The organism is Kluyvera ascorbata ATCC 33433 (assembly GCF_000735365.1).
Classification (GTDB): domain Bacteria; phylum Pseudomonadota; class Gammaproteobacteria; order Enterobacterales; family Enterobacteriaceae; genus Kluyvera; species Kluyvera ascorbata.
Genome location: NZ_JMPL01000073.1, coordinates 1 through 21,500, shown reverse-complemented (window position 1 = coordinate 21,500; position 21,500 = coordinate 1). Strand labels below are relative to the sequence as shown.

General features: G+C 54.3%; 22 protein-coding genes. 8 read left to right on the top strand and 14 right to left on the bottom strand.

Features of this window, described 5'->3' with window-relative positions; genetic code table 11:
* A partial coding sequence (locus tag GKAS_RS15975) for an SbcC/MukB-like Walker B domain-containing protein (RefSeq protein ID WP_281630968.1) occupies nucleotides 1–1,025 on the top strand: 1,025 nt, incomplete at its 5' end.
* Nucleotides 1,026–1,129: 104 nt separating this feature from the next.
* Here the strand turns inward: GKAS_RS15975 and mak are convergent.
* Nucleotides 1,130–2,032: a fructokinase gene (gene mak, locus GKAS_RS15970; RefSeq protein ID WP_035895641.1), complete on the bottom strand. Its 903-nt coding sequence runs from the start codon at nucleotides 2,030–2,032 to the stop codon at nucleotides 1,130–1,132.
* Nucleotides 2,033–2,119: 87 nt separating this feature from the next.
* Here mak and rdgC point away from each other — a divergent pair, with 87 nt between their 5' ends.
* The gene (gene rdgC, locus GKAS_RS15965; RefSeq protein WP_035895640.1) at nucleotides 2,120–3,031 is read left to right on the top strand and encodes a recombination-associated protein RdgC; all 912 of its coding nucleotides are present in this window, start codon (nucleotides 2,120–2,122) and stop codon (nucleotides 3,029–3,031) included.
* A 40-nt stretch (nucleotides 3,032–3,071) separates the two neighbouring features.
* On the opposite strand, the gene ppnP is transcribed toward rdgC, so the two are convergent.
* From ppnP to GKAS_RS15945, 4 genes are all read right to left on the bottom strand, one after another.
* The gene (gene ppnP / locus GKAS_RS15960) at nucleotides 3,072–3,356 is read right to left on the bottom strand and encodes a pyrimidine/purine nucleoside phosphorylase (protein ID WP_035895638.1); all 285 of its coding nucleotides are present in this window, start codon (nucleotides 3,354–3,356) and stop codon (nucleotides 3,072–3,074) included.
* 78 nt (nucleotides 3,357–3,434) lie between these two features.
* Complete coding sequence (locus GKAS_RS15955) at nucleotides 3,435–4,112, bottom strand: AroM family protein (RefSeq protein ID WP_035895637.1); 678 nt, start codon at nucleotides 4,110–4,112, stop codon at nucleotides 3,435–3,437.
* 293 nt (nucleotides 4,113–4,405) lie between these two features.
* Nucleotides 4,406–4,930: a shikimate kinase AroL gene (aroL, locus tag GKAS_RS15950; RefSeq protein WP_035895636.1), complete on the bottom strand. Its 525-nt coding sequence runs from the start codon at nucleotides 4,928–4,930 to the stop codon at nucleotides 4,406–4,408.
* 273 nt (nucleotides 4,931–5,203) lie between these two features.
* A complete protein-coding gene (locus tag GKAS_RS15945) occupies nucleotides 5,204–5,656 on the bottom strand; it encodes a YaiI/YqxD family protein (protein ID WP_035895634.1) in 453 nt (150 codons plus the stop codon).
* Between the two features lie 157 nt (nucleotides 5,657–5,813).
* Here GKAS_RS15945 and proC point away from each other — a divergent pair, with 157 nt between their 5' ends.
* Entirely contained in the window at nucleotides 5,814–6,623 is an 810-nt protein-coding gene (proC, locus tag GKAS_RS15940) for a pyrroline-5-carboxylate reductase (protein ID WP_035895632.1), read from the top strand.
* A 68-nt stretch (nucleotides 6,624–6,691) separates the two neighbouring features.
* On the opposite strand, the gene GKAS_RS15935 is transcribed toward proC, so the two are convergent.
* From GKAS_RS15935 to GKAS_RS15920, 4 genes are all read right to left on the bottom strand, one after another.
* Nucleotides 6,692–7,030, bottom strand: a complete 339-nt coding sequence (locus tag GKAS_RS15935) for a PsiF family protein (protein WP_035895629.1) — start codon at nucleotides 7,028–7,030, stop codon at nucleotides 6,692–6,694.
* Between the two features lie 100 nt (nucleotides 7,031–7,130).
* Complete coding sequence (gene phoA / locus GKAS_RS15930; protein WP_035895627.1) at nucleotides 7,131–8,540, bottom strand: alkaline phosphatase; 1,410 nt, start codon at nucleotides 8,538–8,540, stop codon at nucleotides 7,131–7,133.
* A 99-nt stretch (nucleotides 8,541–8,639) separates the two neighbouring features.
* Nucleotides 8,640–8,900, bottom strand: coding sequence for a sigma-S stabilization anti-adapter protein IraP (locus GKAS_RS15925; protein ID WP_035895625.1), 261 nt, complete (start codon nucleotides 8,898–8,900; stop codon nucleotides 8,640–8,642).
* Nucleotides 8,901–9,202: 302 nt separating this feature from the next.
* Entirely contained in the window at nucleotides 9,203–10,402 is a 1,200-nt protein-coding gene (locus tag GKAS_RS15920) for a multidrug efflux MFS transporter (RefSeq protein ID WP_035895623.1), read from the bottom strand.
* A gap of 275 nt (nucleotides 10,403–10,677) precedes the next feature.
* Here GKAS_RS15920 and ddlA point away from each other — a divergent pair, with 275 nt between their 5' ends.
* A complete protein-coding gene (gene ddlA, locus GKAS_RS15915; protein WP_035895622.1) occupies nucleotides 10,678–11,778 on the top strand; it encodes a D-alanine--D-alanine ligase in 1,101 nt (366 codons plus the stop codon).
* Nucleotides 11,779–11,839: 61 nt separating this feature from the next.
* On the opposite strand, the gene GKAS_RS15910 is transcribed toward ddlA, so the two are convergent.
* Nucleotides 11,840–12,034 (bottom strand): DUF2754 family protein, encoded by a 195-nt coding sequence (locus tag GKAS_RS15910; protein ID WP_035895620.1) that lies wholly within the window; start codon nucleotides 12,032–12,034, stop codon nucleotides 11,840–11,842.
* A 248-nt stretch (nucleotides 12,035–12,282) separates the two neighbouring features.
* Between GKAS_RS15910 and GKAS_RS15905 the strand changes: the two genes are divergently transcribed.
* On the top strand, nucleotides 12,283–12,585 hold the full coding sequence (locus GKAS_RS15905) for a DUF2755 family protein (RefSeq protein WP_035895618.1): 303 nt from the start codon (nucleotides 12,283–12,285) through the stop codon (nucleotides 12,583–12,585).
* Here GKAS_RS15905 and GKAS_RS15900 read toward each other — a convergent pair.
* Entirely contained in the window at nucleotides 12,582–13,688 is a 1,107-nt protein-coding gene (locus GKAS_RS15900) for a DUF1615 domain-containing protein (RefSeq protein ID WP_035895616.1), read from the bottom strand. The genes GKAS_RS15905 and GKAS_RS15900 overlap by 4 nt on opposite strands.
* A gap of 25 nt (nucleotides 13,689–13,713) precedes the next feature.
* Nucleotides 13,714–14,943 carry a peptide antibiotic transporter SbmA gene (sbmA, locus tag GKAS_RS15895; RefSeq protein ID WP_035895614.1) on the bottom strand — a complete coding sequence of 410 codons (1,230 nt, stop codon included), beginning with the start codon at nucleotides 14,941–14,943 and terminating at the stop codon, nucleotides 13,714–13,716.
* Nucleotides 14,944–15,273: 330 nt separating this feature from the next.
* On the opposite strand from sbmA, the gene ampH reads away from it, so the two are divergent.
* The 3 genes from ampH to olsF all read left to right on the top strand — a co-directional run bounded on the left by ampH (nucleotide 15,274) and on the right by olsF (nucleotide 19,705).
* A complete protein-coding gene (gene ampH, locus GKAS_RS15890) occupies nucleotides 15,274–16,431 on the top strand; it encodes a D-alanyl-D-alanine-carboxypeptidase/endopeptidase AmpH (RefSeq protein WP_035895612.1) in 1,158 nt (385 codons plus the stop codon).
* 433 nt (nucleotides 16,432–16,864) lie between these two features.
* Nucleotides 16,865–17,839 carry a porphobilinogen synthase gene (hemB, locus tag GKAS_RS15885; RefSeq protein WP_035895610.1) on the top strand — a complete coding sequence of 325 codons (975 nt, stop codon included), beginning with the start codon at nucleotides 16,865–16,867 and terminating at the stop codon, nucleotides 17,837–17,839.
* Between the two features lie 159 nt (nucleotides 17,840–17,998).
* On the top strand, nucleotides 17,999–19,705 hold the full coding sequence (gene olsF, locus GKAS_RS15880; RefSeq protein WP_035895608.1) for a bifunctional ornithine lipid synthase OlsF: 1,707 nt from the start codon (nucleotides 17,999–18,001) through the stop codon (nucleotides 19,703–19,705).
* Between the two features lie 96 nt (nucleotides 19,706–19,801).
* Here olsF and tauD read toward each other — a convergent pair whose 3' ends face one another.
* On the bottom strand, nucleotides 19,802–20,653 hold the full coding sequence (tauD, locus tag GKAS_RS15875; RefSeq protein ID WP_035895605.1) for a taurine dioxygenase: 852 nt from the start codon (nucleotides 20,651–20,653) through the stop codon (nucleotides 19,802–19,804).
* Nucleotides 20,650–21,477 carry a taurine ABC transporter permease TauC gene (tauC, locus tag GKAS_RS15870; RefSeq protein WP_035895603.1) on the bottom strand — a complete coding sequence of 276 codons (828 nt, stop codon included), beginning with the start codon at nucleotides 21,475–21,477 and terminating at the stop codon, nucleotides 20,650–20,652. The genes tauD and tauC overlap by 4 nt, the downstream gene beginning before the upstream one ends.
* Nucleotides 21,478–21,500: the final 23 nt, after the last annotated feature.

Here is a 21,500-nt window from a genome sequence, read left to right as displayed (position 1 = left end):
ACCCAACTGACGACGCCCCAGTGGCGCTCGACGGCTGGCAGCAGGTGCATCATGACTGCGTGTCGCTGGAAAGCCAATGGCACACGCTCCAGCTTCAGGAGGCGCAGGAGAAACAGCGCTTGCAGCAGGCCGAGCTGGCCTTCGACCAGGCGCTTGCCGAGTCCCACTTTAGCGATCGACAGGACTTCCTCAGCGCCCTGCTGGACAATGAAGAACGCCAGCGTCTGGAACAGTTAAAACAGACGCTGGAGACCCAGCATCAGCAGCGCCAGACCCTGGCCACTCAGGTGCAGGAGGCGTTGCAGCGCCATCTAACGTTGCGCCCGGAATCCCTGAATGCCGCGCTCACTCTTACCGATGCTCAGATGCAGCTCCAGCAAATTTCCCGTCAGCTGCGCGAAAACAGCGAGCGGCAGGGCGAGCTTCGCCAGCAGCTTAAGCAGGACGAAGAGAATCGGCAGCAGCAGCAGGCGCTGTTCCTGGAAATCGAAAAAGCCAGCGCCGCGCTGGAAGACTGGGCGCATCTGAACGCACTAATAGGCTCTAAAGAAGGCGATAAGTTCCGCAAATTCGCCCAGGGCCTGACGCTGGATAATCTGGTCTGGCTCGCCAACGAACAGCTTAGCCGCCTGCACGGCCGCTATCTACTGCAGCGTAAGGTCAGCGACGCGCTGGAGTTGGAAGTGGTCGATACCTGGCAAGCAGACGCGGTGCGCGATACCCGGACGCTTTCCGGCGGCGAAAGCTTCCTCGTCAGCCTTTCGCTGGCGCTGGCGCTTTCTGACCTGGTGAGCCATAAAACGCGCATCGATTCACTGTTCCTTGATGAAGGCTTCGGCACGCTGGATAGCGAAACGCTGGACACCGCGCTTGACGCGCTGGATACGCTTAACGCCAGCGGCAAAATCATCGGCGTGATTAGCCACGTAGAAGCGATGAAGGAACGGATTCCGGTGCAGATTAAGGTGAAAAAGATCAACGGGTTGGGATATAGCCGATTGGATAAAGCGTTTGCGGTTGAGTAAACCCTCCACCTAATGTAGGCCCGATAAGCGTAGCGCCATCGGGCATTCCGGTGCACATTGCCGGATGGCGGCTACGCCTTATCCGGCCTACAGAAAATACCAACTCACGCCGGCCACAGCCACGCCGCCCCACGCACCCCGCTGGAGTCTCCATGCAACGCCTTGCGAATCGGCGTTTCACACTCCCCGCCAAATACCCACTCTTTCACCAATTCGGGCACCGTCTGGTAAAGGCGCTCAACGTTACTCATCCCGCCGCCCAGCACAATGACATCCGGGTCGAGGATATTCACCACGTGCGCCAGCGATTTCGCCAACCGCTGTTCATAGCGGCCAAGCGCCTGCTCCGCCAGCGCATCCCCTTCGCTCACCAGCTGCATAATTTCACCGCCTTTTAGTGGATTACCGCTCAGGCGGTGATAATCCGTAGCAAAGCCGGTGCCAGAAATAAAGGTTTCAATACAGCCCTGCTTACCGCAATAGCACGGCACTTCTGCCCGGAAACGGAGTTCATCGTCGTTCATCCACGGCAGTGGATTATGCCCCCACTCGCCTGCCGTGCCATTACCGCCAATATGCGCGCGGCCGCCCAGCGCCACGCCCGCGCCGCAGCCGGTACCGATAATGACCGCAAACACCGTCTGTGCGCCCGCCGCCGAGCCATCTACCGCTTCAGATACCGCCAGACAGTTAGCATCGTTGGCCAGTCGCACCTCGCGATTCAGGCGACGGCTAAGGTCTTTATCAAACGGCTGGCCGTTGAGCCAGGTGGAGTTGGCGTTTTTCACCACGCCGGTATAAGGCGAAATCGAGCCGGGAATGCCCATGCCCACCGTCCCCGTTTGTCCGGTTGCCTCTTCGGCGAGAGCAACAAGATGCGCAATGTTCTCAATGGTTTGCTGATAGTCACGCGGCGTCGGCAAACGGTGGCGATAAAGCTGCTCACCCTGGTCGCTTAGCGCGATGACTTCGGTTTTCGTTCCACCTAGATCGATACCAATTCGCATTCATTACTCCTGTTTAAAACAATGCAAGGGCGTGGACAATTCGTTATCATTGCCCGCTGATTTAACGACAACACCGTGGAAATTATCATGCTGTGGTTCAAAAATTTAATGGTTTATCGTCTCAGCCGCGACATCTCTCTGCGCGCGGAAGAGATGGAAAAACAGCTCGCTGAGATGACCTTCACCCCATGCGGCAGCCAGGATATGGCAAAAACCGGCTGGGTACCGCCGATGGGCTCACACAGCGATGCGCTGACGCACACAGTAAATGGTCAGATCATCATTTGCGCTCGCAAAGAAGAGAAGATCCTGCCCTCTCCGGTGATTAAACAGGCGCTGGAAGCGAAGATCCAAAAGCTCGAAGCCGATCAGGGCCGCAAGCTCAAGAAAACCGAAAAAGATTCGCTGAAGGATGAAGTCCTGCACTCTCTGCTGCCGCGCGCTTTCAGCCGCTTCAGCCAGACGATGATGTGGATAGACACCGTTAACGATTTGATTATGGTCGACTGCGCCAGCGCCAAAAAGGCGGAAGATACGCTGGCGCTGCTGCGTAAAAGCCTCGGCTCGCTGCCGGTGGTGCCGCTGACGCTGGAAAACCCGATCGAACTGACCCTGACTGAATGGGTAAGGTCTGGTTCGGCTGCGCAAAGCTTCCAGATCCTGGATGAAGCCGAGCTGAAAGCGATCCTCGAAGACGGCGGCGTGATCCGCGCGAAGAAACAGGATCTGGTGTGCGATGAGATTGCCTGTCATATCGAAGCTGGCAAGCTGGTGACCAAGCTGGCGCTCGACTGGCAGCAGCGCATTCAGTTTATGATGTGCGATGACGGCTCCATCAAGCGTCTGAAGTTCTGCGATGAACTGCGCGATCAGAACGAAGATATCGACCGTGATGATTATGCTCAGCGTTTCGACGCGGACTTTATTCTGATGACCGGTGAACTGGCTGCAATGATTAAAAGCCTGGTAGAAGGCTTAGGCGGCGAAGCCCAGCGTTAAGCGAGATATTCCCTTCCTGCCGCAGCAGGAAGGGAATAGATTACAGATAGCGGCACAGATAAGAGGTTGGTTCTGCAACCTGCAGGTTAAATTCACTGTGGCCCGGCACGTTGAACACTTCCCCTGCGGAATAGACTTTCCACTCAATTTCACCCGGTAACAGCACGTTCAGCGCACCGCTAATCACGGTCATTTCTTCCGGCTGTGCGGTACCGAAGGTGTATTCGCCTTCCGCCATCACGCCCACGCTGGCACGACCCGTGCTGCTGCTGGTGAAGCCAATGGATTTCACTTTTCCCTCAAAGTACTCGTTGCTCTGAAGCATAAACAGGCCCTTATTATCTTGTCGTCAAAAGACCAATATAGAGTTGCAAACAGAAGCCTGTCACGCGAAATCATACGCTTAACACAATAATTCTGCCGCCAGCCTGGCCACCAGCACATTCGACAATAGAACCGGTATATCCAACGCTTTTTGTAACAGATCACGGTGACGCTGGTGATAGCTCAATGAATCAAGCACCAGCACATCAGCGCCTTGTTCCTGCAACGAACTGCCCGCAGAAATCAGATGCTGGTCGGTATCGATGTTCGGGTTTGCCAGCGCGTAATAGGGCAAATTAGACAACATCTGCCACTTCTCCTGCTGGGCATCGAGAATGGCTTCAATGGGGACCAATACCCCAACCTGATGTCCCTCGACGATAGAGGCGACCAACGGTGGAATAATACGCTGAGGCTCCAGCAATATCGCGTTGCGCGCCACCATACTGCGTAATTTAAACGTATTCAGTAAAAGAATGACGTCATAAGATTGATTGTCGAGCACCTCAATCACGGCCTGTAGGCTGTGCTCAACTTTCAGACGGGAAACTTCGACAAACTGGTTATCATTTAACAGAACCAGCAAACGGTCTTCACCGGGTTCTGGTGCATACTCTTCCATGACTTCCGCACGGCTCATTTTGCCTAATAGGCTAATGTGGGTGATTTGATCTTCCCTGATGTGCTCGGTCAAAAGCGGCAACACTTCACTGACGGGCACCACCCCTATAGTAAGAATCGCCATCGTTGCACTCATGTTATCTACCTTCTGCTTCTCACATGCTCGTTTTACACATAGCCACCTGGATGGATGAAAAACACCGCTCAGAAGCGTAGCAGTTCAGCCACCGGGTGGAATGTAAAGATTCCAGATGTTTCCAGTACTCTCCTGATATGGTTTGATTTTAACTTTTCTATAACATTAATGATAAGCTAAAAATGTGACTTACGCAGAATATAACCACGAATTAAAAGTGGTTATATCGGCAATCAGAAGAGAAACCTGAGGGGAATAAACGGGATGTAAAACCAGGGAGTAAACGCGCCCTGCTAGCTGGCGGTTGCCAGATGCAGAGCGTCAAGGATCAGCGTCACGACGCGCTCTGGCGCCGCAGAAGCATCAACAACGTAGTGAGCCGTTTCACGGTATAGCGCATCGCGCTGAGCCAGCACTTCTGCCACTTCTTCGCTAATTGGCTTACCGGTCAACGTCGGGCGCTGAGACTCTTCTGGAAATGCTTCCAGACGACGCGCCAGAACTGGCACAGGTGCATTCAGGTAGATAACCACGCCGTTCTGGCGCATAAATTCACGGTTAACCGGCGCAAGGATAATCCCACCGCCCGTCGCCACCACGGTGCCAGGTTGCGTCACCGACATCAGCGTTTGCGTCTCTCTGGCGCGAAAACCTGCCCAGCCTTCAAGGGCGACAATTTCCGCCACGCTCATACCAGACTGCTGCTGCAACGCCAGATCAGTATCAACAAAGTGAAAATGGCAGGCATGAGTCAGCGCTTGGCCTATCGTCGTTTTTCCGCAGCCTCGGGCTCCGATAAGAAAAATAGGCTGTGTCATGACCTGGAATTCCCCTTGATAACGCGTAAATGCGGGATCGGTGATTGAAAAGTGAATGATACCATCAAACTAGTACGCAAGTAAGTGTAAACTTTATATTACATTCTGATGTATTTTGAGACATGCTGCATCGGTATGCATTGATAACAACGGCAACTAAGGCGTAAAAAAAACATGCCACAAAGCGTTGCGCTAACAGTACATGAAAGTATCTTGCTTTGACAAGCCGGATGTCGCGGCAAAAGGTAGCACATTATTGTGACAGAAATCACGTCAGCCGCGTTTTACCGCCAGCAACCATTTATCCAGCTCGGCGGCAAACTGCTGGCGATCGCGCTGAGAGAGCGCAGCCGGCCCGCCGGTCTGAATACCGCTGGAGCGCATGGTATCCATAAAATCACGCAGCGTCAGACGCTCCTTAATGGTCGCGTCGCTGTAGCGTTCACCGCGCGGATTCAGCGCCGCACCGCCCTTTTCCAGAACCTCTGCCGCTAGCGGAATATCCGCGGTGATCACCAGATCTCCAGGCTTGCAAAGACGCACGATTTCGTTATCCGCTACGTCAAATCCCTTCGGTACGACCATCGCACGAATAAAGCGTGACGGCGGCACGCGCAAATACTGGTTAGCCACCAGCACCAGTTCAATCTGCGTGCGGTCTGCGGCGCGAAACAGCACCTCTTTAATCACGTTCGGACAGGCGTCCGCATCAACCCAAATGGTCATCGTCACTCCACGGTGAAAATTATCGCAAAGCGTGATTATACAGAGAGCGGAGGTGCGGACGTAATAATTGCCGCCGGAATGATAAAAGTGCGTTACCCATCGCGGTGAATCGCCTATAACAGTAAACTACGAAAAAAACAGACAGAGGGAGAGAAAGATGGAGAAGAAAATTGGCTTCATTGGTTGCGGTAACATGGGCAAAGCTATTCTTGGCGGCCTGATTGCCAGCGGTCAGGTACTTCCTGGGCAGATTTGGGTCTATACGCCGTCGCCGGATAAAGTGGCCGCGCTGCGCGATGAATTCGGCATTAATGCGGCGCAGAGCCCGCAGGAAGTCGCTCAGGTTGCCGACATCGTCTTCGGTGCCGTCAAGCCAGGTATCATGGTTAAAGTGCTGAGCGACATTGCCTCCAGCCTGAACAAAGATTCCCTGGTGGTCTCCATTGCCGCAGGCGTCACCCTGGAGCAGTTGGCTCGCGCACTGGGCCATGACCGTAAAATTGTCCGCGCCATGCCAAATACCCCGTCGCTGGTGAACGCTGGCATGACCTCCGTTACCCCAAATGCGCTGGTGACGCCAGAAGATATCGCCGATGTGCTGAACATTTTCCGCTGCTTTGGCGCGGCGGAAGAGATTTCTGAAGCCATGATTCACCCGGTCGTCGGGGTGAGCGGCTCAGCGCCAGCCTACGTATTTATGTTTATCGAAGCGATGGCCGATGCGGCCGTGCTGGGTGGTATGCCACGTGCTCAGGCCTACAAGTTTGCCGCGCAGGCGGTCATGGGCTCGGCCAAAATGGTGCTGGAAACCGGTAAGCATCCGGGTGAGCTGAAAGATATGGTCTGCTCGCCGGGCGGGACCACGATTGAAGCCGTGCGCGTGCTGGAAGAGAAAGGCTTCCGCTCTGCGGTCATCGAAGCGATGGCGAAATGCATGGAAAAATCAGAGAAGATGAGCAAGTCATAAGTTGCAGGCCCGGCACACTGCCGGGCCTGATTCACTTGCCATAAAAAAAGCGCCCACGGCGCCATTACTTATTTGTTTTTCAGACAGGTACTCATAAAGGTTTTACGTTCGTCACCTTTTAAGGTTTTGGTTGCCGCCTGTGCGTTACAGTCCTTCATTTTTTGCTGCTGTGGCGTGAGCTTTTTACCATCAGCGGCGGCCGCCCCTTCTCCTTTCAGACAGCTGCTCATAAAGGTTTTACGCTCATCGCCTTTCAGGGTTTTTGACGCCGCTTCGTGATTACACGTGCTCATACGCTGCTGCTGTGGCGTCAGGGTTTTCTCCGGCGCTGCGGCCGTTGTTGCCGCCGACACGGCACCCGCCGTAAACAGACCACACAGTAGAGTAACCAGTAATGTTGTTTTCATTGCACCATCCTTTTGTGAGTAGAACTCTGTAAGTCTGGTCGCTGGAAGGAAAATTACCAACCCGGCGGCAAAATTTTACCGCCGGGTGTTGAGCGTAGGGTTACAGCCCCAGCGCGGCTTTCATCGTATAATACAGATCCGTCTGGTCGGTCAGACCGACGACGTTCGCCGCGTGTGGGCCATAGGCCGCAATGCGCAGCTGCGTGCCGGTATGTTCCATCGACTCTTCTTCCGAGTTGCCGTAGCTCATGACCATTACCGAACCATCTTTCGTGTTCAGCGCCTGTGTCAGGCCGGGCGCTTTGGTTTCTGGTGGAATAATCTGGCTTGAGTGCGCGTGGTCAGCCGTCACGATAACCAGCGTATTGCCGTCTTTTTTCGCAAACTCCAGCGCCTTCTGTACCGCTTCGTCCAGATCGACCGTTTCGCCAATCTGCCCGCATGGGTTCGCCGCATGATCCTGTTTATCAATGGACGCGCCTTCAACCTGCAGGAAGAACCCTTTTTCGCTGGTGCTCAACAAAGAGATCGCTTTATCGGTCATCTGCGCCAGGGTCGGCACGCTGGAATCGCGTTTCGGGTTAGGCGTACAGGTTACCGCAGGCTTATCCAGATTGCCGTGGTAAGACGCTTTTGGCCCTTCCCAACGCACTGGCATATTGCCGTCAGAGAACAACCCCAGCAGCGGTTTATCCTGATTTGCCTGAGTAATGGCATCAAGCGTCGTCACATTGTCGACAAGCTGATAGCCCCTTGCCTGCGCCTGTTCGCGCAACGTTTTACCCTGCCATTCGCCCGCGGTCGCGGTTTCAGCAAAGGTCTTCGCGCCGCCGCCAAGCGTCACGTCGGCACGCGCGTTCAGCATCTGTTCAGTGATGGAGCCTTTGCCGCCTTTTTCCAGCGCGTTGGTTGGACACTTCTCGCTGGTGACGCTCGGACCATAGCATTTACGCGAGGTGACGTGTGAAATCAGCGCCGCAGGCGTGGCATCCTGCAGTTCGGCGGTAGAAACGTTCCCTGTCGCCAGGCCGGCTGCTTTTGCTAGCTCAAGAATGGTCTGATGATCTTTTTCGTGAATATCGACGCCCAGCGCGCCGTTATAGGTTTTCACCCCGGTGCTCCACGCCGTTGCGGATGCCGCTGAGTCGGTCACGTAGTCCGGCTTGCCGGTTTTCTTATTCAACGCATAGTGCGTGTACTGCCCGGTTAACGGTAACGCATCGATACCTTTAAAATAACCGCCCGCCCCTTCGGCATAGTTTCGTGCGGCGGTAATTTCAGAATCGCCCATCCCATCGCCAATCAGCAAAATAACGTTTTTGGCCTGCTTATTATTCAAGGAGGCGCGAATAGCTTCGGTTTGATCGGCAGATAAACGACGAGCACCGCCCGGCTGGGTTATATCCCCTTGCGCAGCGCGGTTATCAAGAACGGCAGTAGAAGTATCCGCGTGCGCGGCAGGTAAACCCAGCAGAGGTAATAATGCGGCAAAAATAGCACTGTATTTCACGTTAGTTTCTCCATGTACAAATACTTAAATAATGAAACACGGAGACTGTAAGAAAAGAGCGTTACATTTTAATGACACCATAACCAGTGCCATTACCTACTAATTTTCGGGGTGTAGAAATAACCGTTTAACATGGTTATATAAGAGTTCGCTATTATGATCGCGGACGTGTTCAGCAGCAGCGAGCTTATTCAGCGTTGCGCTCATTTCATCTTCCAGCGCCGGGCTGGATTCCTGCTTCAAATGCTGTAAAAGTGTGGTCACCACCACTTCAAGTGCATCGACCTGAATGCGTAACGCGTTTGCTTCATCTTCCTTTTCGGCCAGCTTGACCAGCAGTTCTGCAATGAAATTTTTCATCGCGCGTTTTCCTTGTATGACGGCGTGGGCAGAGTTCGGGCTCTGAAAAATAAATAGACCGATAAAACATACGGTTCTATTCCCCCTTTAGCAACATCGAATAGAATTACAATATATTTCGCATTCTGCAATAGCTGATGTTAAAAATATAATCCTCATCAATATCATGGAATTGGCTGTAAATGCAGTCATCGAAACGTTTTTCTCACGATAATAATAGGAAAACAGAAATCGCTATAAAAATCGTTGAGGCAGGAATCAGGGAATAAAAGCGAGCGCATTTATTCCCTGTTGTGGGCATATTACTGGCGTACAGGCTGAGCGCGGCGCAGCATCACCGCTAATTGCCATAGGTTAATCAACACAATCACGGCGGTCACAATAAATACCCAGCGGAACCCCGCCATTGCCGAAATGGATGCGCCGATCAGCGGACCCGCCACGTTACCCAGATACATAAAGGACTGGTTATAACCAAAAATACGTCCGGTGACGCGTTCGCTAATATACTTCAGCAGCAAGGTTTGTACCGCAGGCAGCATGGCACCATCGGCAAAACCAAGAATAAAACGTAGCACCCCCAACTGGAATGGCGTGGTGACAAACGACATCGCAAAGAACAGTATCACTGCAAACGTCAGCGTGCCTAACAGTATGCGACCCGTACCGATACGGTCGCCCAGCTTACCTAACCGCGGTGCTGATATCAGCGCCGACACGCCAGGGACGGCGGCGATCATGCCGCTTAAGAAGGCAATATTCGTGCTGTCTGGCGACATCGATTTAATAAACAGCGCCAGAATGGGGCTGATAGAACCATTACACAGCTGGATAACCATCGTGGTGACAAACAGGCTAATAACCAGCCCCGGATAAGGCAGCGTTGCAAACACCGCTTTGCCGCTGAGTTTTTCGCTTTTATTAAACTGTGGGCGCGGGCCTTCTTTTATCAGGAACAACGTCACCAGGAAGCTCACCAGCAGCAGGAAGGCGGTGATGTAAAAGACCATTCTCAGACCCACGTGGTCAGCCAGAAAGCCGCCAAGCAGCGGGCCGCCAATCACGCCGGTGATTTGTGCCGTAGAAAGCGTGCTCAATGCCCAACCGCTACGTTCACGCGGTACCTGAGAGGCCACCAGCGCCATCGCGTTTGGGATATAGCCAGACGTTAAGCCCATCACCGCACGCAGGAAAAAGAGCTGCCAGACGTTGGTGGCAAAAGCCTGAAGCAGGATAGCAATCGCCATGCCCAGGGAAGCACGCAGCAGCATCAGCTTACGGCCTTTACGGTCGGCGAGGCTGCCCCACATTGGCGAAACAATGGCAGAAACCAGGAAGGTGACGCTGAACGTTAACCCGGACCACATGGAGAGAGATTCATGGGAGGTGACCCCCAACTGCGCCACATAAAGCGGCAAAAAGGGCAAAATCTGGCTGATAGCCAACCCGGTGAAAAAACAACCGAGCCAAACAGAAATAAGGTTAACCTTCCAGGATTCCATAACTACACGTATTGATTCAATTTGCAGGGACGAGTTAACAGGTTAGCAAGATGCGCTTTGCGCCGTATTGTCAGAGATGCTTAATCCATTATTTCAGAACAATATCAGCCACTCAGCGTTTTTGTGTGATAAATATCACGCTTATGATGCCATTACGTAGTCACTTATTCTTATGCCTTGCCTGTGATTCACTCACTTTAGTATGGAAAAGGCAGATGCCTCACCACGCCCGTGGTATGTTATGTGCTTTGCGTTTGGAATGGATGGAATTTGAGATGGCAAAGTTGCGGGTTGGGATTGTTTTTGGCGGCAAATCAGCGGAGCACGAAGTCTCCCTACAGTCTGCTAAAAATATCGTAGAAGCGATTGATAAAACGCGTTTTGAAGTCGTGTTGCTGGGGATTGATAAACAAGGGCAGTGGCACATCAGCGATGCGCAAAACTACCTGCTAAACGCCCACGACCCGGCACACATCGCGCTACGCCCTTCCGAAATCACGCTGGCCCATATCCCAGGCAAAGAGCATCAACAGATGATCAATGCGGCAAGCGGCAAGCCGCTGGACGCCATTGACGTTATTTTCCCGATTGTCCACGGCACCCTGGGTGAAGATGGCTCCCTTCAGGGCATGCTGCGTATGGCCAATCTGCCATTCGTTGGCTCTGACGTGCTGGGCTCCGCCGCCTGCATGGACAAAGACGTCACCAAGCGTCTGCTCCGCGACGCCGGGCTGTCTATCGCGCCGTTTGTGACCTTAACTCGCCGCACCCGCGACAGCTTCTCCTTCGATGAGATTAAAGCGAAGCTCGGCCTGCCGCTGTTCGTCAAACCGGCAAACCAGGGTTCTTCCGTCGGCGTCAGCAAAGTCAACAGCGCCGAGCAGTATCAGCAGGCCGTAGCGCTAGCCTTCGAGTTTGACCATAAGGTGGTGGTTGAGCAGGGTATTAAAGGGCGTGAAATTGAGTGCGCGGTACTCGGCAACGATGACCCGCAGGCCAGTACCTGTGGCGAGATCGTCCTGAACAGCGAGTTCTACGCGTACGATACCAAATACATTGACGATAACGGCGCAAAAGTGGTGGTCCCGGCAGCGATCTCCGCCGATGTGAACGACAAAATCCGCCATGTTGCCATTGAGGCTTATCAGACCTTAGGCTGTAGCGGAATGGCGCGCGTTGACGTATTCCTGACTGAAAACAACGACGTGGTGATTAACGAAATTAACACCCTGCCGGGCTTCACCAATATCAGCATGTATCCAAAACTGTGGCAGGCCAGCGGTCTGGATTACACCTCGCTGATTACGCGTTTGATTGAGCTGGCGCTGGAACGTCATCAGGCCGATAAGGCGCTGAAAACGTCGATGAACGGCTAAGGCTTTTCCCCGGCGTCGCTGTCGGTTGGGCAGCGACGTCGAAATACATTCGTAGAACAAATTACTCTTCCCGACGGCGAATAATAAACCCCGCCAGCCAGAAGCTAATCACCCAGGTCACCATTCCCACGGCATAGGTTTGCCACCCCTTGGCTTCAAACCCGAGCAGCCCGACAATTCCATTCAGAATAAAGATCAGGCCGATGGCAAAAGCATAGTAATGCCAGTCACGGCGAATTTTTACAGGCAGGTTCATAGCAGCTCCAGCAAAAAAAAAGATGATGCCATAAAGCCGCGTCAGCGTCTGTGGTGTGAACAACAATTAGCAGATGTTAATTTAATTAACGTCAAGCCGAAAACCGGCAATGGATAAGCGAGAGTGATATTCCAGGATTATTCTTGCTCAAAATTTACCATAAATCCGATATTGACAATCCCCTTCTGCTGCCACACTCACCCCTGTATCAAGAAACAATCTGCATTCACGTTATCCTGGAGGTCTCAATGACAGATTTCACGTTGTCAAAACTCATGTTCAGTGGGAAAAAGAGGGACTCCTCCGCCTCAGGCAATCTGGCCTACGCGCTTTTCGTACTGCTCTGCTTTTCGGTTGGCGCGCAGCTGTTGACTCTGGTGGTTCACGCACCAGGTGTCTATGAACACCTGATGCAAATGCAGGACAGTGGCCGTCCGCGCGTTGAAATTGGCCTTGGCGTCAGCACGCTGTTTGGCGTAGTGCCGTTCCTGGCAGGCTGCGCTATTCTGGGCGTTGTCTCCCTCGTGCACCGCCTGCGTCATCGCGACTAATTGATGGCCATGCATTTGGCCCGACGCTCATCCACTCTTTTTGCAAACCACGCCGTGGTTAATTTGCGGGTGATCTTCGGGCTCTCAAGCTGAATGCCTGGCAGCATCTCTCTCGCCAGCGGTTTACCCGCCTTCTGTTCCGCAATCTTATAAACGCCCTTGTAGAGCGCCGTGGTCTCAAACGCCTGGCTATCGCCTTTTTGTAGCTGGCGATGAATATCGCTATTACTCAACGATAGCTGATTAGCCAGCTTTCTGACCGCCATCTCCGTGCTCCCCGGCTCATCGCTACCGTAAAGAATCACGTCACCGTCGAGCGCCAGTTTCACGCCGGTGGCCTTGCTAACCGCGTACTGGAATGCCGCATTACGGCTGGCGTACCAGCCGGCATTAAAATCGGCAAAGCGATAAATAGGTGCCGTGTAATTAGCCGGATAGTTCAACAAGTGATAGGTACCAAACCACAGGCCGCCGCGCAGGGTAAAGACCTCCTGACGCACGGTGCCATCCATCTTCCACGGATAGCCGTTCTGGTGCTGTTCGGCAAAGGCGATGCTCACCTGCATTGGCCCGCCGGTATGCACCGGATTCAGTGAGCCAAAGAGCTTCTGCCCCATCGGCACCATACCGATAAAGTCATCAAAGATAGCGCTTAGCTGCTTTTCCGTTTTCACCGCGTCCAGCCGCTCGCTGTAGCTCTTACCGGTTGGCGAATTGATTTTCAGCGCCGTATGCACCAGGAAGACCGGGATATGCATCTTCTCGGCACGACGGTCGATCTCCTGCCAGGCAATTTTGCCCAGTCCCGGCACCGCCGGGTCGGCCTGATAGTTAGACTCCTGCTGGGCCACCGCCAGTACCGAACAGATATTCTCTTCGGTTGGCGCGAGCTTCTGGCTTTCAAACGTTTTCGCCAGCGCCTGCGCCCAGGCATCACGGTCCTTCACGCTGGCGGGCATTTTTTGCCGCACGACGCTTGCCACATCTACCGGTTTTTCTCCCGCTTTCATCTGCGGTGCCTGCTGGCTGGTACAGGCGCTGAGCATCAGGCCGCCAAGCAGAGTAAGAGGTAATGAACGGTAATACGTTGCGGCAGTCGCCATGCGTTTTCCTTGTAAAATTTAATCGTTATGCCTGGCTCTGCGGCTGGGCAAGTTCATCCGTCAGCGGTTTATTATCTAACTCACGCTCGAAGCTGCGCAGACGTTTGTAGATGGACATCAACTCCACCAGCGTAGTCCAGGAGCTTATCAGGTACTGGAAGGAACCGCGTACCTGGCCGAACACGTTGGTAATCTGCGTCATCAGGCCGAGCGTAATCGTACCGGCAACAATCGACGGAAACAGCAGGAACAACCCGAAAACGTTATCCACCTGCAGATACAGAATACGGGCAATGTTGAAGTACATGTAGTGGAAGTAGAGGCGGAAGTAGTTCTGACGTACCGCGCTGAACAGCTCGCGCACCGTTGGCGGTGTGGCACGGCTGGCGTCATCTTCACCGTATACCAGCTCTTTACGATAGGCCGCTTCAACGCGTTGGTTTTTAAAGTTCAGCCCCGGCAGTTTGATCCCCACCACCGCCAGCATCCCGGTGCCCATCAGCGACCAGACGATAGCCGCAATCACCAGACCATAAGGTACATGACCAATAATCGGCAGGTCAGGCACGTGCGCAGAGAGCGTCACCAGCACCGGCAGGAAGGCAATCAGCGTCATAATGGCGTTGATAAAGCTGGTCCCCATATCTTCCAGCGTCGAGGCAAAACGCATCGTATCTTCTTGCACACGCTGCGCGGCACCTTCGATATGGCGCAGGTGCTGCCAGTGCGTCATATAGTGTTCGTTCATCGCGGTACGCCAGCGGAAGACGTAATGGCTGACAAAGAAGTTGTTCAGTACACCAATCACCACGGCGATAAGCGCAATCCCAAGGAAGATACCGATCTCCTGGTAAAACTGGTTAATTGAGACTTTGTTCGGCGCCGCCAATGCGGTCTGGATAAGGTCGTAGAACGGCGCATACCAGGCGTTTATCGCCACGCCCACTTCAACCATAAACCAGGTGACGAAGATGATGAGCGCGGTGCCCAATATGGACCAATACTGCCAGCGGTGCGGGCTGCGAATAAACCAGTAACCGGCAAACAGGCCAACGCACACCAGGTAGTAAGCATAAAAGATCAGGTAGTTCATCGACCAGAAGCGCGCGGCGCTGATCGGAACATCGTTACTCGCACCGGTCAGGCGAAGTAGCCAGCTACCGCCGCCCACCTGCCAGAAAATGACCGCTATCATTGCCCAAATAAACGCCGAGAGAAAAAAGGGACCCGGCTTAGGGAAAAAAGACTTAAACATAGTGCTCTCCTGCTAACTTCTTATGATTCTGCTTTTGCTGTGACAACAGAATACCGCTACGGATCATTTTTACCGTAAAGAGGTATTAGGCAATGTAACTGTGCAATCAGACCGGAAAACGGCGACAGAGTTCGCCAGACGGCATCGTATGTATCATACGCGCCGGATCACAAAAGTGCGTATCCGCCTTGATGAATAATCATTGCGTTTACGCTCGGTTACGTTTTTCCCGCTATCATACCGTTTAATGGCGCTGCGCCTGATGCCGATTCGTTGTATTTTTAGTATAAATACGCGTTACTTCCCCATTTCAATTCATGGATGCCTCCGTTGAAACGTAGTCTGCTTTTTTCTGCCGCGCTCTGCGTGGCGTCATTGACCTCGGTGCAGGCTGCACAGCCTCTTACCACCCCCGCGTTTGCGTCCGATATCGTTGACCGTTATGCCAACCATATCTATTACGGCAGTGGTGCTACCGGCATGGCGCTGGTGGTTATCGATGGCAACCAACGGGTGTTCAGAAGCTTTGGCGAGACGCGCCCTGGCAACAACGTGCATCCGCAGCTCGATTCCGTTATTCGCATCGCTTCTCTAAGCAAACTGATGACCAGTGAAATGCTGGTGAAACTGCTCGACCAGGGCGTCGTGAAGCTGAGCGATCCGCTGAGTAAATATGCGCCACCGGGATCACGAGTCCCAACCTATAACGGCGCACCTATTACGATAGTGAATCTGGCAACCCACACCAGTTCCCTGCCGCGTGAGATGCCGGGCGGTGCCGCAAATCGTCCCGTTTTTGTCTGGCCAACGCAGTCACAGCGCTGGACCTATCTCAGCAACGCCAAGCTGCACGCGGCACCGGGTTCGCAGGCCAGCTATTCAAACCTGGCGTTCGACCTGCTGGCCGATGCGCTGGGTAACGCGGCGCATAAGCCCTACCCACAGCTATTTGAAGAGCAAATTACGCGTCCGCTGGGCATGAAGGACACCACCTTTACGCCATCGCCAGATCAGTGTGGCCGTTTAATGGTGGCTGAGAAAGGCGCGAGCCCGTGTAATAACACGCTCGCGGCGATGGGCAGCGGCGGGGTTTACTCCACGCCTGGCGATATGATGCGCTGGATGCAGCAGTATCTTTCGTCTGATTTTTATCATCGCAGCAGCCAGGCAGACCGTATGCAGACGCTGGTCTACAAACGTAACCAACTCACGCGCGTAGTGGGAATGGACGTTCCGGGGCATGCCGATGCGTTAGGGCTTGGCTGGGTCTATATGGCACCCAAAAATGGTCGTCCGGGGATTATTCAGAAAACCGGCGGTGGCGGCGGCTTTATCACCTATATGGCAATGATTCCACAGTCTAACGTTGGTGCCTTTGTGGTCGTCACGCGCTCTCCCCTCACCCGTTTTGTGAATATGAGCGACGGGATTAACGAGCTGGTGACGGAGTTAAGCGGCAATAAAGCGGCTATCATTCCTGCATCTTAATAATCTATAGGCAAACGCGTGATATTCACGAGTTTGCCTTTTTTCATTTCGATGTACCCATCTCCCGGTAATTCTGAACAAACCAGGCAGACACAGACGTATTTTGTGATAAATCAACATGCAAATGTTCGGTATCGAAATAAGAACGCCGTCACAACAGCCATCTAAAAAACCTAAATAATCAATCAGATAAAAAATGGCTCTACAAAAAAATCGCAATCAGTTAAATTCACCATACGAATGCTAAACGGGCTAAAGAAAATAAAAAGTTAATAAAAATCCTTAAATAATAAATACCAATACCGGTAAATAATCATCCATGACTATTTCATTGCGGTGATAAGCACCGAATCATAAACACCACTTTAGTAAAACATCCACCTCCTGATTCGGTTACACTAGTTGCCCTTGTTTCACAAACATCAGGCATACCATGACAGACTTACTCCATCGCCCCCGTCGCCTGCGCAAATCCCCTGCGCTGCGCGCTATGTTTGAAGAGACAACACTGAGCTTAAATGACCTGGTGTTGCCGATCTTTGTTGAAGAAGAAATCAACGACTACAAAGCCATCGAGGCGATGCCGGGCGTGATGCGCATTCCAGAGAAGCATCTGGCACGCGAAATTGAACGCATCGCTAACGCCGGTATCCGCTCGGTGATGACCTTTGGTATCTCTCACCATACCGATGACACCGGCAGCGATGCCTGGAAAGAAGACGGTCTGGTGGCGCGCATGTCACGCATCTGCAAGCAGACCGTACCGGAGATGATCGTCATGTCCGATACCTGCTTCTGCGAATATACCTCCCACGGCCACTGCGGCGTGCTGTGCGACCACGGCGTCGATAACGATCTGACCCTCGCCAACCTCGGCAAGCAGGCCGTTGTTGCGGCGGCGGCAGGCGCAGACTTTATCGCACCTTCCGCGGCAATGGACGGCCAGGTGCAGGCCATTCGCCAGGCACTGGACGCAGCGGGCTTCACCGACACCGCCATCATGTCCTACTCCACCAAATTTGCCTCCTCCTTCTACGGCCCGTTCCGTGAAGCGGCGGGGACGGCACTGAAGGGCGATCGTAAAACCTATCAGATGAACCCGATGAACCGCCGCGAGGCGATTCGCGAGTCGCTGCTGGATGAAGCTCAGGGCGCTGATTGCCTGATGGTGAAACCGGCGGGCGCGTACCTTGATATCCTGCGCGATATCCGTGAACGCACTGAATTACCGATTGGCGCTTATCAGGTGAGCGGTGAATACGCGATGATTAAATTCGCCGCGCAGGCCGGAGCGATTGATGAAGAGAAAGTGGTTCTGGAAAGCCTGGGCGCCATCAAACGCGCGGGCGCGGACCTTATCTTCAGCTATTTCGCGCTCGATTTAGCCGAGAAGAAAATCCTACGTTAATCACGTAGCCCGGACGAGGCGTTTACGCCGACTCCGGGTTTTCCCGGCGGTGCTGCGCTTGGCCGGGCTACTTTCAACACCCTTCAAAACGTCACCAAACCGCCATACAACCGACACATCTCCCTTCTACTGTCACAGCAGGACAGAGGAGGAGCCGCTATGTTTAGTCTCGACAATGTCATCGACGACCTGTGGCCTCAGGCGAGGCCCGCCCCCTGGCAAAAAAAAGTGCTGAAGAAGCTGCTGCACGAGGAAGAATTTCAACAGTTTGCCGCACGCCATCGCCACCTGAAAGGGCTGGATACCGTCGAACAAGTGCTTGAACATCTCAATATTGACTGCGCCGTTCCGGTTCGCTGCCTGGAACAAATCCCCGAAAATGGTCCACTGGTTATCATTGCCAACCACCCTACCGGCACGCTGGATGGTCTGGCCCTGCTCTACGCGGTTTCCCGTGTTCGCCGCGACGTCAAAGTGGTCACCAACCGCATGCTCACCCACCTTGAACCCCTCAGCTCGCTGTTTATCCCGGTGGATAACATCAACGGTCGCACCTCAAAAACGGCGCTCCAGCAGATGGATACGCAGTTGCAAAACGGCGGCGTGCTGATTTTCTTCCCGGCGGGAGAAGTATCACGGCTGACGCGCCGGGGGATCCGCGATAAAAAATGGCACTCCGGCTTTATCAAACTTGCCGCAAAATACCGTGCCCCACTGCTGCCCGCATGGATAGACGGAAGAAATAGCGCCCTGTTCTACGCTAGCACCATGATGTCACAGCATCTGCCGCTGCTGCTCTTAATGCAGCAGATGTTCCGCCGCCGCAACGGCAGCTTGCCGGTGACGATTGGCGAGCAAATTGCCTGGTCCGCGTGGTTTAACCCACAGGCCACGCCGCGAGAAATGACGGATAAGTGCTATCGCCACGTCCAACTGCTGGGCAAAGGCTTGCCCGGTGTGTTTAAAACGGAAAGCGCCATCGCGCGGCCAGAAGCACGCGCCTTACTGAAGCGCGAGCTGAGCCAGGCCGAGTGTCTGGGGCGCACCGCGGACGGCAAAGTCATCTATCTGTGGCAGCGCAACGGCCAGGAAGATGCGCCACTGCTGCGCGAACTGGGACGCCTGCGTGAAATCGCCTTTCGTGCGGTGGGTGAAGGAAGCGGTAAACGACGCGATGTCGACGGCTATGACGATGACTATCTACATCTGATCCTCTGGGATGAAGAGGATTTAGAAATCGTTGGCGCCTATCGTTTTATGCCTACCGCGATGCAGCTCGAAAAACGCGGGCTGGACGGCATCTACAGCTACAGTCTTTTCCACTACGACACACGCATGGACGATATTCTGCAACACGGCATTGAGCTTGGGCGCAGCTTTATTCAGCCACGCTACTGGGGGCGTCGCGGGCTGGATTATTTATGGTCCGGCATCGGTGCCTATCTGGCGCGCTACCCGCACTATCGCTACCTGTTTGGCCCGGTATCCATCTCTGGCGGCCTACCGCCGTCGGCAAGGGATCTGCTGGTTGCCTTTTATCGTCTGTGGTTCCCGGCCACGCATCCCCTGGCAGAGTCACGCCGACCGTATCCCGCTTCGCTTCCCGACGTGCTGGCACAGTTTGGCGGTGAGAATTACAGCGAAGACCTGACCCGGCTAAAGTCGCTGCTCGGCAACCTTGGCTGCGGCATCCCTCCGCTTTACAAGCAGTATTCGGAAGTCTGCGAGCCCGGCGGCGTGCAGTTTATCGACTTTGGTAGCGACCCGGAGTTTAACAACTGCGTGGATGGGCTGGTGTTGGTGGATTTAACCTATCTGAAGGCGAATCGGTATCAGCGATATATCGGGGCGCATTTAGGTTTGTAGGCCGGATAAGGCGTTTACGCCGCCATCCGGCACGGTGCCGTATCCTGCCGGATGGCGCTACGCTTATCCGGCCTACAATCGACACCTGTCAGGAGCTCATGGCGCACGATAAAACGGTTTATCCCCAAGAATCGTCGCCCGATGCATAATCCGCCGCTGCGGCAAATAATCGGCATTCGCGTAGTGCTGCGTGACTCGGTTATCCCAAATCGCCACATCGTTCGGCTGCCAGCGCCAGCGCACCTGAAACTCCGGCTTGGTGACGTGGGTAAACAGGAAGCTCAGCAGCGCCTCGCTCTCTTTTTCCGTCACGTCGACAATGCGGGTGGTAAACCCTTCGTTAACAAACAGCGCCTGCTTACCGGTGACCGGATGGGTACGCACCACCGGGTGCAGCAGCGGCGGGTTTTTGGCGACGGCTTCCTGCCAGCGCTGGTGCTCCTCTTCGGTTTTGCGATACTTGTACTCCTGGAACGATTTGCGGAAATCGTGCTCGGCGCGCAGGCCGCTCAGCAGCGCCTTAAACGGCGCGGAGAGCGCGTCATAGGCCGCAACGCCGCTGGTCCACAGCGTATCACCACCGGTAGACGGTAGCTCTTTCGCCGCCAGAATCGCCCCGGCAGGCGGCGTGTCGATAAAGGTCACGTCGGTATGCCAGTTGTCGTTATCCGGCGGGTTATTGTCGTGCGTATCCAGCACGATAATCTCGTCCACGCCCGGCGCATGTGGGTAAACCGGGTGGATATGCAGGTCGCCAAAGCGCAGCGCCAGTTCGCGCTGTTGCTCCGGAGTAATCAGCTGTTCGCGCAGGAATACCACCTGGTGGCGGAGCACCGCGTGATACAGCTGTTCAAACTGGTTATCGCTCAGCGGACGGGTCAGGTCCGCGCCGGAAATCTGCGCGCCGATATACGGCCCCAGCGGGGTAATTGCCAGACGTTCACTCATTGTATTTCTCCATGCCAGGGGGTCAGACGACGCTGAAGCGCACGCAGCCCTAATTCCAGACTAAAAGCGATAATCGCTATCACCGCGATACCGGCCAGCACCACGTCGGTAGCTAAAAACTCCCCGGCGGACTGCACCATAAAACCTAACCCGCGGGTGGCGGCGATAAGCTCGGCGGCCACCAACGTCGACCAGCCCACGCCCAATCCAATGCGTAACCCGGTTAAAATTTCCGGCAGCGCGCCGGGTAAAATCACCAACCACAGCACCTGGGCACGATTAGCACCAAGAGACTGTGCCGCGCGAATACGCACCTGCTGCGCGCTTTTCACGCCTGCCAGCGTCGACATCGCTACCGGGGCGAAAATCGCCAGGTAGATCAGCAGGATCTTCGAGGTTTCGCCGATCCCAAACCAAATAACCATCAGCGGCAGATAGGCCAACGGCGGTACCGGACGATAGAGTTCAATTAAAGGATCAAGGATCCCGCGCACCGTCGGGCTTAACCCCATGGCGATCCCCACAGGAATGCCGATAAGCGTTGCCGCCAGCAGTGCCACAACAATACGCCCGAGGCTCGCCGCCAGATGCTGCCACAGCGTGGCATCCATAAACCCCTGCGGGCTGGCGATGGTCAGCAGCTTATTCAATACCTGCCCCGGTGCCGGTAAAAACAGCGGACTCACCCAGTGCGCCGCCGCAACCGCCCACCAGATAACCAGCAGTACCGCCAGCGTGGCGAGGCTCAGCGTCAGGTGGCGAGAGAGGGGCCAGCGTAGCTTCAGCGCGCGCGTCCGCGGTTTATCGTTAATCACCACGCTCATGAGAAGGCCTCCCGTTGCTCAAA

What these genes read in the sequence shown, in the direction of transcription:
- mak (WP_035895641.1), bottom strand. Translation starts at nt 2,032, where the DNA reads ATGCGAATTGGTATCGATCTAGGTGGAACGAAAACCGAAGTCATCGCG.
- rdgC (WP_035895640.1), top strand. Translation starts at nt 2,120, where the DNA reads ATGCTGTGGTTCAAAAATTTAATGGTTTATCGTCTCAGCCGCGACATC.
- ppnP (WP_035895638.1), bottom strand. Translation starts at nt 3,356, where the DNA reads ATGCTTCAGAGCAACGAGTACTTTGAGGGAAAAGTGAAATCCATTGGC.
- GKAS_RS15955 (WP_035895637.1), bottom strand. Translation starts at nt 4,112, where the DNA reads ATGAGTGCAACGATGGCGATTCTTACTATAGGGGTGGTGCCCGTCAGT.
- aroL (WP_035895636.1), bottom strand. Translation starts at nt 4,930, where the DNA reads ATGACACAGCCTATTTTTCTTATCGGAGCCCGAGGCTGCGGAAAAACG.
- GKAS_RS15945 (WP_035895634.1), bottom strand. Translation starts at nt 5,656, where the DNA reads ATGACCATTTGGGTTGATGCGGACGCCTGTCCGAACGTGATTAAAGAG.
- proC (WP_035895632.1), top strand. Translation starts at nt 5,814, where the DNA reads ATGGAGAAGAAAATTGGCTTCATTGGTTGCGGTAACATGGGCAAAGCT.
- GKAS_RS15935 (WP_035895629.1), bottom strand. Translation starts at nt 7,030, where the DNA reads ATGAAAACAACATTACTGGTTACTCTACTGTGTGGTCTGTTTACGGCG.
- GKAS_RS15925 (WP_035895625.1), bottom strand. Translation starts at nt 8,900, where the DNA reads ATGAAAAATTTCATTGCAGAACTGCTGGTCAAGCTGGCCGAAAAGGAA.
- GKAS_RS15920 (WP_035895623.1), bottom strand. Translation starts at nt 10,402, where the DNA reads ATGGAATCCTGGAAGGTTAACCTTATTTCTGTTTGGCTCGGTTGTTTT.
- ddlA (WP_035895622.1), top strand. Translation starts at nt 10,678, where the DNA reads ATGGCAAAGTTGCGGGTTGGGATTGTTTTTGGCGGCAAATCAGCGGAG.
- GKAS_RS15910 (WP_035895620.1), bottom strand. Translation starts at nt 12,034, where the DNA reads ATGAACCTGCCTGTAAAAATTCGCCGTGACTGGCATTACTATGCTTTT.
- GKAS_RS15905 (WP_035895618.1), top strand. Translation starts at nt 12,283, where the DNA reads ATGACAGATTTCACGTTGTCAAAACTCATGTTCAGTGGGAAAAAGAGG.
- GKAS_RS15900 (WP_035895616.1), bottom strand. Translation starts at nt 13,688, where the DNA reads ATGGCGACTGCCGCAACGTATTACCGTTCATTACCTCTTACTCTGCTT.
- sbmA (WP_035895614.1), bottom strand. Translation starts at nt 14,943, where the DNA reads ATGTTTAAGTCTTTTTTCCCTAAGCCGGGTCCCTTTTTTCTCTCGGCG.
- hemB (WP_035895610.1), top strand. Translation starts at nt 16,865, where the DNA reads ATGACAGACTTACTCCATCGCCCCCGTCGCCTGCGCAAATCCCCTGCG.
- olsF (WP_035895608.1), top strand. Translation starts at nt 17,999, where the DNA reads ATGTTTAGTCTCGACAATGTCATCGACGACCTGTGGCCTCAGGCGAGG.
- tauD (WP_035895605.1), bottom strand. Translation starts at nt 20,653, where the DNA reads ATGAGTGAACGTCTGGCAATTACCCCGCTGGGGCCGTATATCGGCGCG.
- tauC (WP_035895603.1), bottom strand. Translation starts at nt 21,477, where the DNA reads ATGAGCGTGGTGATTAACGATAAACCGCGGACGCGCGCGCTGAAGCTA.